Raw genomic sequence first — 11,792 nt, 5'->3', positions numbered from 1 at the left:
CATGTCCCGCGACCCTCGACTCGAGGTCTTCCTCTCCGACGGCGGCGAGGTCTTCAGCAGCGTCCAACAGGGCCAGTACCTCTGGCAGCCCGACCCGTTCGACGTGGAGACCCTCAACCCCGCCGCGCGCCGCGCCTTCAAACGCCTGTTGGACCGGGCAACGTCGTCACCTGCTCCCGACACGGGAAAAATCCTTCTCCTGCTCGGAGAGTCCGGCAGCGGCAAGACGCACCTGGTGCGCGCCTTCCGCAACGCGGCGCACGAGCAGAAGCGCGGCTTCACCGGCTACATGCCCATGACGGTGGATGCGGCGCACTACGACCGGTACATCCTGTCCAACCTCATCGACTCCATCGATCATCATCCGTACGACGTGGCGCAGGATGACGACAGCGGAATGATGTACCTGTCGAACCTGCTGATGGCTCAGTGCACCAGCCTCTTCGCGCCGCTCATCGAGCCCGAGGAGAAGGTCCTGGAGGACGACGAACTCCACGGCACCGTCCGCGCGGTGGCGGACGATCTCCTCTCCGACCCGCGCTTCCGCGGCGTCGAGGTGGACCTGCTGCGCGCGCTCATCTACTTCCAGCGCCGGGACCCGCGCATCAACCGCCGCATCTTCAACTGGCTGCGCTGCGAGGACATCACCCCCGAGGACCGGAAGGTCATCGGCGAGTTGGTCCCACGCACCTCCGACGACGCGCCGGCTCGCATGGTCGAGCAATTGGGCCGCGTCATGAGCGCGCTGGGACACGCGCTCGTGCTGTGCATCGACCAGATCGAAGACATCAGCGACTTCGAGCAGCGCCCCCAGGCTGAGAATGCCTTCCGCCGGGCGATAAATACCCTGGCATCCATCGCCGGCAAGGTGCCCAACGCCATCGTGGTCATCTGCTGCCTCTCCGATTATTGGGAGAAGATGCGCCCGCTCCTCACGCGGGCCATGGTCGACCGCGTCGAGAACGACCCGGACCCCGTGACGCTGGAGCGCACTGTCAGCGCGGCCACCGCTCGCGACATGGTCGCTCGGCGCCTGCGCTTCCTCTACGAGCAGCGCGGCGTGCAGTACCGCCCCGAGGAGCCCACCTACCCCATTCCTCCCGAAGGCTTCGAGAAGCTCGCCGGCCAGCGTGCCCGGGACGTGCTGAACGAGTGCCGTCGCTACCGTGAGAAGGCCATCGAGCTGCAGCGCCTGCCGGACACCTTCCCGCTGCCGAGTCGAGACGCGCGTCCACCGGCCCCTCAACCTCCCGCTGGCGTCGACATGGACCGGATGTGGACGGACTTCCGCACCGCCTACAAGGAGAAGCTCCCCGAGGACGCGTCCGACATCACCGCCCTGCTCGCGTGGGCCGTCGAGATGGGGAGCGAGGAGATGGGAGGCTCGCCTCGCTTCGCTGTGAAGACGCGCAACGGAGACGACCTGCTGGACGTGGCCGTGCACCCCTCCGGCAAGAAGCTCGTCCTCGCGCTCTGCGAGCGCCGTCCGCACGGAGGCGGGTTGGGCCGGCAGATGAGCGAGGCCCTCACCGCCGCGAGGGGGAAGACTCCGGTGCTCATCCGGACCTCCGACTTCCCATCGTCCACGGGGACCCTCGTCTCGGACGCCTTGAGCAAGCTCATCCGGCAAGGCGGGCGACGCGTCGTGCTGGGCGACAGTGACCTCCGCGAGCTGGTCGCCCTGCGTGACTTCCGTGCCCTGCACGTCGGACAGGCGGCGCTCGCGGAGTGGAGCCGCGCCGCGCGTCCCGTCACCCGACTGAAGTCCATGGGTGACATCCTTGGACTGGAGCCGCTCGGCCCTTCGCTCCCGCCTCCAGGCCCCGCGAAGGACCCGGTCGCGCGGGAGTCCGAGAAGCGAGAGACCAAGGCAGCCGAGGTGACGCCTCCGCCCGTGTCACCTCCCGCCCCCGTCCACGTGAAGAACGAGAACAACTTCGTTCCCCGGCAGTCGGGCCTGTTCTCGGACGCCATGGTGACGACGACTGCGACGCCGACACCTCGCAACGCATCAAGCCCTTCTCCCGCGCCGACGACTCCCGCGCAGTCCTCGAAGCGTCCTTCCGGGAAGGTCGCCACCGTCACGCCGCAAGCGAGCACCCCACCCGCCGCGGGTCCGAAGACGGCTGCCACCGAAGATGACGACACGGACCTCTCGACGATGAAGCCCGTGAGCAATCTGCTGCCCGACCCGGACCCCAAGCCCGTCCAGAAGCCCGAGGCCCCCGTCAACCTGGTGCGCAAGCCCCGCCCGACACCCGCGACAGGCACCCCCGCTGTCCCGAACGTGGTGCTCACCGGCCCCCTGCGCCTGGGCGTCTCCGAGGGGCTGCTCCCCCAGAACGTCATGCTCGACACCTCCGAGCTGACGAAGCACAGCGCCTTCCTCGGTGGCTCGGGCAGCGGCAAGACGACGCTCGCGCTCAATACGCTGGAGCAGCTCCTGCTCCGAGGCATCCCCGTCATCCTCGTGGACCGGAAGGGCGACCTCGCCGCCTACGCCCGCCCCGAGGCCTGGGAGGAGCCCATCGAGGACGCCACGCTGCGCGAGCGGCGCCGACTCCTGCGTGAGCGCGTCGACGTCGCGCTCTACACGCCGGGACGCTCGGATGGCAGACCGCTCGCGATTCCCATTGTCCCCCAGGGACTGGAGACACTCCCCGCCGAGGAGCGCGAGCAGGGCGTCCAGCAGGCCGCGGACGCCATCGCCGGCATGCTCGACTACCGGACCAGCCCCAACGACAAGGCCGCGAAGGCCGTGCTCGCCCAAGCCCTCCGGCTGCTGATGAGCCAGTCCTTCGGGAAGGAGGTCACCCTCGAACTCATCCAGCAGTTCGTCATGTCGCAGGACCCCGCGCTGCTGGAGGCCACGGACGGAATCCCCACGAAGACCCACGCCAAGCTGGCCCAGGACCTCAGCGTGCTCCGCATCAACCTGCGCACGCTGTTGGCCGTGAGCGGTGAACGGCTCGACCTGGATGAACTGCTCGGGCGCGGCGTCCACGGTGTGCCCGGTCGCACGCGCTTGAGCATCATCAGCACCAAGTTCCTCGGGGACAACTCGCGCATCCTCTTCTGGGTGTCGCAGCTGCTCCTGGAGACCCACCGCTGGGCCAGCCAGCATCCGTCACCGAAGCTCCAGGCCGTGATTCTCTTCGACGAGGCGGACATGTACCTGCCCGCGACGAGCAAGCCCGCGACCAAGGAGCCGATGGAGAGCCTCCTCAAGCGCGCGCGCTCCGCGGGCCTCGGCATCATGCTCGCCACGCAGAGCCCGGGGGACTTCGACTACAAGTGCCGGGAGAACGTGCGCATGTGGTGCGTGGGCCGGGTGAAGGAGGACAACGCCCTCCGGAAGCTCCAGCCCATGTTCACCGAGGCGCGCGTCGACGCCGACGCCAAGCTCCCTGGACAGAAGGCCGGCCAGTTCCACGTCCTGCGCGAGGGCAAGGTCCAACAGCTCAAGGCGGACCGCTCGGCCATCAGCACGAACCAGCTCTCCGAGGACGAGATCCTCCTGTACGCCCGCAAGTCGCGCGAGGCTCAGACGGGTGGTCCCCAGAGCACCGGCACGTCCTGAACCACCGCCGGATGCCCGTTCCGGGACTTCCTGCTAGGAAGCCCCCGGAATGAGCACCCGGCCGCTTCCGCCACCGTTGGACCGCGAGCGCTTCGATGCGCTCGTGGCCCAGGGCTTCAACCAGGTTCCCGTGTATCGACGGTGGGACACCGGGGCGCCGCGGCCCGTGGACCTGCTTCGCGCCCTCCCCGCGCAGCACCGTTTCCTCCTCGAGAGCACCCGCGTCAGTGACGAGGGGCGCTACTCGTTCCTCGGCGCGAGCCCCTTCCTGCGCTTCGTCGCCAAGGGCCCCAAGTGCTTCATCGACGACGTGCCCCAACCGGGTCCCCCGTTGGACACACTGCGAGCCCTGTTCCGTCGGTGGCGCGGCCCCCGCATCGACGGGCTCCCGCTCTTCCTCGGCGGCGCCGTCGGCTTCTTCGCCTACGAGGCCAACCACTACTTCGAGAAGCTCCCCGTCCACCCGCGCGATGACCTGGCACTGCCGGACATCGCCCTGTCCTTCGTGGACACCTTCCTCGCGGTGGACCATCTCGAAGGGCACCTGCTCGCCATCGCCACCGGCTCGGACTGGGAGGACTGCCAGCGCCGCCTGGACACCCTCGCGTCCATCGTGCGCCAGGCCACGCCCACCTCGCCTCCCGCCCCCCCCGCCGCCGATGCACCCCTCGCAGAGCCGCGCTCCAACTTCACGCAGCAGGGCTACCTGGACGCGGTGGAGCGCGTGCGCGAGTACATCCGCGCCGGAGACACGTATCAGGTCAACCTCTCGCAGCGCCTCGAGGTCGACTTCCCGGGCGCCCCCCTCGCGCTCTACGAGACCCTGTCCGCCACCAACCCCGTCCACTTCGCCAGCTACCTCGAAGGCGACGGCTTCCACGTCGTCAGCGCCTCCCCCGAGCGACTGGTCCGCGTCGAGCACGGACGCGCCATCACCCGCCCCATCGCCGGCACCCGCCGCCGGGGCACGCCCGAGGAAGAAGCCCGCTTCGTCCAGGAGCTGCGCACCAGCGAGAAGGAGCGCGCCGAGCACGCCATGCTCGTGGACCTGGAGCGCAATGACCTCGGCCGCGTCTGCGCCTACGGCACCGTCGAGGTGACGAAGCTGATGGAGATCGTCGAGTACGCCCACGTCCTCCACATCGAGTCCGAGGTGATAGGGCAGCTCACGCCCGACACCGAGCCGCTCGACGTGGTCGGCGCGCTCTTCCCCGGCGGGACCATCACTGGCGTCCCCAAGATTCGCACCATGCAGCTCATCACCGAGCTGGAGCCGCACGCACGCGGTCTCTACACGGGCTCGCTCGGCTACATGTCCTTCAACGGCGACCTGGACCTGAACATCGTCATCCGCACCCTGCTCGTGAAGAACGGCCGCGCCTACGCGCAGGTCGGCGGGGGCATCGTCCACGACTCGCAGCCTCGCCAGGAGTTCAAGGAGACGCTGAACAAGGCGCGCTCCCAGCTCCTCGCCCTGCGCGCGAGCGGAGCCACGCGATGATCCTCCTCATCGACAACTTCGACTCGTTCACCTTCAACCTCGTCCAGGCGCTCGGCGCGCAGGGCGCGAAGCTGAAGGTGGTGCGCAACGACGCCGTCACCGTGCGCGACATCGAGGCCCTCCAGCCCGAGCGCATCGTCATCTCCCCCGGCCCCGGGACGCCCGAGGATGCCGGCGTCTCACTCGAGGTCATCCGAGCCTTCGGCGGACGTGTCCCCCTGCTCGGCGTGTGTCTGGGCCACCAGTGTCTGGGACAGGTCTTCGGCGCGAAGGTGGTCCGCGCTCCCGTCCCCGTGCATGGGAAGACGGCCGAGGTCCAGCACGAGAACCAGGGGGTGTTCCAGGGACTCCCACGGCCCTTCGTCGCCGCGCGCTATCACTCGCTCGTCGTGGAGCGGGAGGGCCTGCCCGAGTGTCTCGAAGTGACGGCCTGGCACGAGGGGCTCATCATGGGCATGCGGCACAAGGCGCTGCCCGCGCTGGAGGGCGTCCAGTTCCATCCCGAGTCCTTCCTCACCACCCACGGGCCTCGACTGCTCGCCAACTTCCTGGCGGCTCGGCGCTGACGGAGCCACACCATGCTCTCCACCGTGGCGGTGAACGGCGAGGTGAAGCGCTGGGAGGACCTGCGCCTGCACGACTTCGCGCAGGGCTTCTTCTTCGGCGCGGGCTTCTTCACCACCTTCCGTATCGAGGACGGCGCCCCCCTCTTCCTGTCCCGTCATCTGCGCCGACTCACGGCGAGCCTCGCCGCTCACACGGACACCGTCCGCGCGCCCTCGCCCGAGCTGCTGGAGCCCGCCTCCGTTCGTGACACCCTGCGACGCTGCCTCGCCGCCGACCCGCTGCTCGGTCCCCGCTTCCAGGGCATCGGCAAGCTGTCCGCGAGCGATGGGCAGCTCCTGCTCACCCTCCGGCCCCACGCTCCCGACGCCGAGCGACTCCAGCACGAGGGACGCGCCATCCTCACGGTGGAGCACGGCGCCTATCGTCACGGGGAGACGTCTCCGAACCACAAGGGCTTGTCGTACTTCCGGCAGTTCTCGCGGATGCAACAGCTCCCCGTGCTGGCCAACGAGCTGGCTCACGCGTGCGAGCTGCCCACCGCGAACCTCTTCGTCCTCCTGGACGGCGCGCTCGTCACTCCGCCGCTCGATGCGCCGTGCCTCCCCGGCGTCATCCGCGCGGTGCTCCTCGATTCGGGCTCCATCGATGGAGTCCCCATCATGGAGCAGGCGCTTCCCCTCGCGCGGCTCGCCGAGGCGCGTGCAGGTGTCTTCACCAACGCCGCGGTGCTGGCCACCGGAGTCCCGCGCCTCCTCGGCCACACGTTGCCCGAGAGCCTGTCACTCGCGGCGAGGCTCCGGGAGCACATCCTGACGATGGCATCACGCGAGGACTGAGGCAGACTGCGGCCCCATGAGCCGCACCCTCGTCGTCGTGCACCGCTGGGCCGGACGTCCGAACACCGACTTCTATCCCTGGCTCGAGGAGAAGCTGCGCGAGCCACCCGCGCCCTTCGACGACATCCTCACGCTGGACATGCCCGAGCCCGCCACGCCGACCATCGACGGCTGGGTGTCCACGCTCACGCGCACGCTCGGCCCTGTGCCTCCGCCGTCCACCGTGTTCCTGGGCCACAGCGTGGGTTGTCAGACCCTCCTCCGCTACCTCGCCGCGATGCCCGAGGGACACCGCGTGGAGGGCGCCGTGTTCGTCTCCGGCTGGTTCGAGGTGGACAAGCCGTGGGACGCGCTGCGCCCCTGGCTCGACACGCCCATCGACTTCGCCCGCGTGCGCGCCGCGCTGGGCCGCGCCGTCGTCGTGCTCTCCGACAGCGACCCGTTCACCTCCGACTGGCGTCGCAATCAAGGACTCTGGGAGGAGCACCTGGGCGCCGAGGTCATCGTCGTCCCCAGGGGACGCCACTTCAACAACCCGCGCGAGCCCGCCGTGCTCGAAGCGGTGCAATCACATTTCGGCGCACGCCCTCGATAGGACATGGAAAGCTCACACCATGGGCTCTCCTCGCGCGACCTCGCCGCTCCTCCTGGCCTCCGCCCTCGTCATGCTCCTGTGCGCAGGGAGCGCGTCCGCCGAGCCCCCCTCGCCCCAAGCTCAACCTCCGAAGCGACGTCCGGGCGCGGCCTCCTCGCCCAGACCGAAGGCCCCCGCGCCGGAGAAGCCCCCCGCGAAGCGCACCCGGCTCACCATCCCCGCCTCGGACGTGCAGTCGTTCGGCGTGAAGACGGCCCTCGAGCTGGACGTGGTCTCCCCCTTCCAGGAGAGCTACGTCCTGGAGGACCCCGGGACTCAAGGGGTCAAGGTGAAGCTGACCCTGCCCGCCACCGCGCCGGGCCTGTCCAAGCTCGACGTGCAGCTCGCCAACGTCCGGGGACTCGGCCTCTACATCCCCCAGTTCTTCCAGAGCCTGAAGAGCATCGAGAGCGGCTACCGGCTCACCGACGCCACGGCGCGCATCGAACGCGTGGGCGAGCACTGCCTCTGGACGGAGACGCCCAAGGACACCACGCATCCCTATCAGGCGGACTGCATGTACTCCGCATCCCCCACGAGCCCCGCGTTCCTCTGCACCTTCTCGAGCCAGAACCGGAACCTCGCGCGGGCCGCGCTGGAGACCTGCCAATCACTCACCCTGCGCTGACCCGTCGGACTCCCCCTGAGCGCCGAACCCCAGCGCCTCGGAGACCTCCGCCGCACGCAGCTCCCGCCATCCCCCCTCGGGCACGTCGAGCACCACCGCGCCCACGGCCTCGCGATGGAGCGTGAGCACCGGATGCCCCACGGCCGCCAGCATCCGCTTCACCTGGTGGTGCCGGCCCTCCGTCAGCGTCAGCTCCACCACCCCCGGAGCCCGTGACTCGGCCCGGGCCGGACGCGTGAGCCCGTCCTCCAGCTCCACGCCGTCCCGCAGTCGCTGGAGCGCGGACTCGACAGGCTGTCCCTCCACCCGCGCCACGTAGCGCTTGGGCAGATGGGTCTCCGGCGCCGTGCCATGGCGCACGAAGCGCTCGTCATTGGTGAAGAGCAACAGCCCCGTGGTGTCCCGGTCCAGGCGGCCCACGGCGAGCCACTCGTAGCCGCGCAGGGACTCGGGCAGCACCGCGCGCAGGCGCTCGAACACCGTGCCCACACCCTCCGGGTCCGTGCCATGCACCACCGGCCCCGCGGGCTTGTGGAACATCAACACCCGCGTCACGGACGTCAGCGGGTGTCCCTGCCCATCGACTCGCACCGTCTGCTCCGGCCCCACCGGCGCGAAGGGCTCCGTCACCACCCGTCCGTCCACCTCCACCCGGCCCGCGCGAATCGCCGACTCCGCCTCCGCCCGAGGCATCACCCCGGCGCGCCCCAGCGCCCGCGCCAGCCAGTCCGAGCGCCCCGCCGCCACCGCCCCCGCGTCCCGCTTCCGCGCCGCCTCCAGCCACCTGGGCGTCCTGCTCTTGCGCGCCATGCTCTCGTCTCCTTCCTGCACCACCCCGACATCCCTTGTCTTCTTTGGAGACCCCATCAGCCGTGCTTCCCGAGCGCGCATGGCGGACAGGCGGACGTCACCGTGCCGCCATTTGACTCCACCCGGGCGGCTCTGCCATTGCGCCGCGTGTGGCCGTCCCTCCTGAAATCGCCGCCTCGCTCCAACACCACCCGGCACCGCCAGGGCCGTCCGTCGCCTTTACCCTGAGACTGGCCGAGGCGCTGCACCGCTACGGCACTCCCTCCCACCGGCTGGAGGGGCTGATGAAGCGCGTGTCCGAGCGCCTGGGCCTGGAGGGCCGCTTCTTCTCCACCCCCACGTCCCTGTTCGCGTCCTTCGGCCCGCCCGAGGCGCTGCGCACCAGCCTCATCCGCGTGGAGCCCGGGGACATGGACCTGGAGCGCCTCACGCAGCTCGACGTCCTGGCCGACGACGTCATCCACTCGCGCCTCACGCCCGCCGAGGGCGCGCTGCGCGTGGAGGACATCCTCGCCCGCCCCCCGCGCTTCGGGCCCGTGCTCCAGATTCTCTGCTGGGCGCTCGCCGGAGGAGCTGGCGCCCGTCTGTTCGGCGGAGGACTGAAGGAGATGGCGGTGGCCACGGTGAGCAGCCTGCTCATCGGAATCCTCAGTGAGGTGACGCAGCGCCAGCCCACCACCGCCCGCGTGCTCGAGCCCGTGGGCGCCATCCTCTCCTCCGCGCTCGCCGTGCTGGCCGCGAGCGTCATCGGCCCGCTGTCCATCCAGGTCGCCACCCTGGCGGGCCTCATCGTCCTGCTGCCCGGCCTGACGCTGACGGTGGCCCTCAACGAGCTGGCCACGCGCCACCTCATCTCCGGCACCTCGCGCCTCACGGGCGCCGCGGTGGTGTTCCTCCAGCTGGGCTTCGGCGTCGCGCTGGGCAGCAAGCTGTCCGTGCTGCTGCCGCCGCCCGTCGCCCCGCCGCCGCCCTCGCTGCCCTCGTGGACCCAGGCCGTGGCGCTGCTGGTGGCGGGCGTCGCCATCGGCGTGCTGTTCCGCGCGCGGCCTCGGGACTGGGGCTGGATTGCGGCCGCGGGCACGTTCGCGTTCTTCGGGGCCCGCCTGGGCTCGGAGTTGCTCGGGCCGCAGCTGGGCGCCTTCGTGGGGGCGCTCGCGCTGGGCATCGTGGGCAACGTGCTGGCGCGGCTTCGCAACAAGCCCTCCGTCACCGTCGTCGTACCCGGGCTGATGCTGCTGGTGCCCGGCAGCGTGGGCTTCCGCAGCCTGTCCTCGCTGCTCGAACGCGACGTGGTGGCGGGCGTCGACACCGCCTTCAACATGCTGATGGTGGCGGTGGCGCTGGTGGCCGGACTGTTGTCCGCCAACGCGCTGGTGCCCACGCGCAAGGTGATGTGACGCGGGGCCTTCAGCGCATGCGCGTGAAGTAGATGGCCGCGAGCGACAGCAGGAAGTACGGCACCAGCCCGCCCGCGCCCGCGTAGTCCTTGGCCATGCGCTGGCCGAAGAACAGGCACACCAGCGACACCGCGGACAAGAGCGCGCCGAAGAAGGCCAGCGCCGGGCTGCCCGTGGCGATGAGCGAGACCACCCCCGCGCCGCTGAGCGCGCCGGCCGCCAGCTCCAGCAGCGTGATGACGCCGAGCATCAACGGCACCATGCCCTTCAGGGGGCTCTTGGCGAAGTGCCCGGTGAGCCAGCCCAGGTTGCCCTTCCAGTCGATGACCTTGTCCAGTCCGGACTGGAGGAAGAGGATGGCGAGGAAGGCGGCGCACAGCGCCTGGAGCAGCCACGGGGTGAACTGACTCGAATCGAATGCCGGCATGGCGGGGCACTCTAGCCGCCCGGGGCCCGGGCCCAAGTCTTCTTGCTCGTGGAGCAGGCAGCCGACCTGGGGGGCCGCCTCCCCCTTCCCTCCCACGGAAGCCGCCCTAGCTTCACGGGCATGGCTTCCGAGCAGACCGCCCGGCGTGTGTTCACCGGCCTCATCCTGCTGTCGCTGTTCCTGCTGGCCCTGGTCATCAAGCCCTTCGCCAAGGGCATCTTCCTGGCGGCGGTGCTCGCGGGCGTCTTCTATGGGCTGCACGTGCGGCTGACGCGCAAGCTCAGGGGGCGCAAGAACATCTCGGCGGGCCTCATCTGCACGGCCGTCATCCTCGCGCTGCTGCTGCCCCTGGGCGGGCTCACCGCGTTCGTGGTGGCGGAGGTGTCCTCCGGCGCGCAGTTCGTCACCAAGACGGTGCAGCAGGAGGGCGTGGAGGGGCTGGTGCAGAAGCTGCCGGGGCCGGTGCGCAAGGGCGCCGAGAGCCTGATGCAGCGGATGCCCCTGGAGGAGCAGCAGCTGGACCAGACCATCCAGGAGCAGGTGAGCACCCAGGGCGGGACGGCGGCGCGCGCGGTGACGGGGGCGGTGGCGGCCACGGGCTCCATCGCCTTCCAGACCACGATGATGCTCATCGCCCTGTTCTTCTTCCTCACGGACGGGCGGGAGCTGGTGCACTGGATTGAGAGCGTGTCGCCGCTCAGGCGCGGCGAGACGCTGGAGATCATGCGCGAGTTCCGCAGCGTGTCCGGCGCGGTGCTGCTGTCGTCGGTGGTGACGGCGGGCGTGCAGGCCTTCGCCGCGCTCGTGGGGTTCCTCATCGTCCAGGTGCCCGCGCCGCTGTTCTTCGGCGGCGTGGCGTTCTTCATGGCGCTGATTCCCGCGGTGGGCGCGGCCATCGTCGTGCTGGTCGCCGCGGCGCTGATGTTCTTCAGCGGCCACCCGTGGGCGGCGCTGTTCCTGGCCGTCTGGGGCACGGTGGTGGTGGGGCTGGTGGACAACATCGTCAAGCCGCTGCTCGCCAAGCGCGGCATGCACCAGCACGGCGCCATCGTCTTCTTCTCGCTGCTCGGCGGCCTGGCCGCGTTCGGCACGGTGGGCCTCTTGCTGGGCCCGCTCATCGTCGCCTTCTTCCTGGCCCTGGTGCGCATCCACGAGCGCGACTACGGCCGCAACCACCCGACGCCCGCGAGCCCGCCGACGCCCGGCCCCCAGGATGGAGGCGCACACACCGCGCGGGCCCCGGAGCGCGAGGGAGCGCTCACGTCTCCGGGCGAGAGTCACTGAGGCGCCAGCGACCCGACTCAAGGTCAACCCGGACTCTCGTGCCGGTCGATTCCCTCACTCCACGTTAGCCCATACGATGGGCGTGGCAGTCTTCGAGGGAAGACCACATGACACGCACGGGGGAGTCG

At 70.1% G+C, this 11,792-nt stretch carries 10 protein-coding genes; 8 read left to right on the top strand and 2 right to left on the bottom strand.

Annotated features, from left to right (window positions below; genetic code table 11):
• Position 1: 1 nt before the first annotated feature.
• The 6 genes from K8640_RS16655 to K8640_RS16630 are packed head-to-tail and all read left to right on the top strand — an operon-like array spanning position 2 to position 7,746.
• On the top strand, positions 2–3,580 hold the full coding sequence (locus tag K8640_RS16655) for an AAA family ATPase (RefSeq protein WP_223747909.1): 3,579 nt from the start codon (positions 2–4) through the stop codon (positions 3,578–3,580).
• A 49-nt stretch (positions 3,581–3,629) separates the two neighbouring features.
• Positions 3,630–5,081 carry an anthranilate synthase component I family protein gene (locus K8640_RS16650; RefSeq protein ID WP_223747908.1) on the top strand — a complete coding sequence of 484 codons (1,452 nt, stop codon included), beginning with the start codon at positions 3,630–3,632 and terminating at the stop codon, positions 5,079–5,081.
• On the top strand, positions 5,078–5,647 hold the full coding sequence (locus tag K8640_RS16645) for an aminodeoxychorismate/anthranilate synthase component II (RefSeq protein WP_223747907.1): 570 nt from the start codon (positions 5,078–5,080) through the stop codon (positions 5,645–5,647). The genes K8640_RS16650 and K8640_RS16645 overlap by 4 nt, the downstream gene beginning before the upstream one ends.
• 12 nt (positions 5,648–5,659) lie before the next feature.
• Entirely contained in the window at positions 5,660–6,484 is an 825-nt protein-coding gene (locus K8640_RS16640) for an aminotransferase class IV (RefSeq protein ID WP_223747906.1), read from the top strand.
• Positions 6,485–6,500: 16 nt separating this feature from the next.
• Entirely contained in the window at positions 6,501–7,079 is a 579-nt protein-coding gene (locus K8640_RS16635) for an alpha/beta hydrolase (protein ID WP_223747905.1), read from the top strand.
• A gap of 19 nt (positions 7,080–7,098) precedes the next feature.
• Positions 7,099–7,746 (top strand): hypothetical protein, encoded by a 648-nt coding sequence (locus tag K8640_RS16630; protein WP_223747904.1) that lies wholly within the window; start codon positions 7,099–7,101, stop codon positions 7,744–7,746.
• Here K8640_RS16630 and K8640_RS16625 read toward each other — a convergent pair.
• Positions 7,729–8,556 carry a pseudouridine synthase gene (locus K8640_RS16625; protein WP_223747903.1) on the bottom strand — a complete coding sequence of 276 codons (828 nt, stop codon included), beginning with the start codon at positions 8,554–8,556 and terminating at the stop codon, positions 7,729–7,731. The two genes, K8640_RS16630 and K8640_RS16625, sit on opposite strands and share 18 nt — an antisense overlap.
• A 137-nt stretch (positions 8,557–8,693) precedes the next feature.
• Here K8640_RS16625 and K8640_RS16620 point away from each other — a divergent pair, with 137 nt between their 5' ends.
• Positions 8,694–9,953 (top strand): threonine/serine exporter ThrE family protein, encoded by a 1,260-nt coding sequence (locus K8640_RS16620; protein WP_144426625.1) that lies wholly within the window; start codon positions 8,694–8,696, stop codon positions 9,951–9,953.
• A gap of 10 nt (positions 9,954–9,963) precedes the next feature.
• Here K8640_RS16620 and K8640_RS16615 read toward each other — a convergent pair whose 3' ends face one another.
• Positions 9,964–10,380 carry a DoxX family protein gene (locus K8640_RS16615; protein ID WP_223747902.1) on the bottom strand — a complete coding sequence of 139 codons (417 nt, stop codon included), beginning with the start codon at positions 10,378–10,380 and terminating at the stop codon, positions 9,964–9,966.
• Between the two features lie 120 nt (positions 10,381–10,500).
• Here K8640_RS16615 and K8640_RS16610 point away from each other — a divergent pair, with 120 nt between their 5' ends.
• Entirely contained in the window at positions 10,501–11,664 is a 1,164-nt protein-coding gene (locus tag K8640_RS16610; RefSeq protein WP_223747901.1) for an AI-2E family transporter, read from the top strand.
• The last annotated feature ends 128 nt before the right edge of the window (positions 11,665–11,792 follow it).

The organism is Myxococcus sp. XM-1-1-1 (assembly GCF_020037095.1).
Classification (GTDB): Bacteria; Myxococcota; Myxococcia; order Myxococcales; family Myxococcaceae; genus Myxococcus; species Myxococcus fulvus.
The sequence above is the reverse complement of the archived record's forward strand: the minus strand, read 5'-3'. Positions and strand labels throughout refer to the sequence as shown.

Excerpts from the sequence above, each read along its gene's own strand:
- K8640_RS16630 (WP_223747904.1), top strand. The coding sequence starts at position 7,099 with ATGGGCTCTCCTCGCGCGACCTCGCCGCTCCTCCTGGCCTCCGCCCTC.
- K8640_RS16640 (WP_223747906.1), top strand. The coding sequence starts at position 5,660 with ATGCTCTCCACCGTGGCGGTGAACGGCGAGGTGAAGCGCTGGGAGGAC.
- K8640_RS16625 (WP_223747903.1), bottom strand. The coding sequence starts at position 8,556 with ATGGCGCGCAAGAGCAGGACGCCCAGGTGGCTGGAGGCGGCGCGGAAG.
- K8640_RS16610 (WP_223747901.1), top strand. The coding sequence starts at position 10,501 with ATGGCTTCCGAGCAGACCGCCCGGCGTGTGTTCACCGGCCTCATCCTG.
- K8640_RS16655 (WP_223747909.1), top strand. The coding sequence starts at position 2 with ATGTCCCGCGACCCTCGACTCGAGGTCTTCCTCTCCGACGGCGGCGAG.
- K8640_RS16645 (WP_223747907.1), top strand. The coding sequence starts at position 5,078 with ATGATCCTCCTCATCGACAACTTCGACTCGTTCACCTTCAACCTCGTC.
- K8640_RS16615 (WP_223747902.1), bottom strand. The coding sequence starts at position 10,380 with ATGCCGGCATTCGATTCGAGTCAGTTCACCCCGTGGCTGCTCCAGGCG.
- K8640_RS16650 (WP_223747908.1), top strand. The coding sequence starts at position 3,630 with ATGAGCACCCGGCCGCTTCCGCCACCGTTGGACCGCGAGCGCTTCGAT.
- K8640_RS16635 (WP_223747905.1), top strand. The coding sequence starts at position 6,501 with ATGAGCCGCACCCTCGTCGTCGTGCACCGCTGGGCCGGACGTCCGAAC.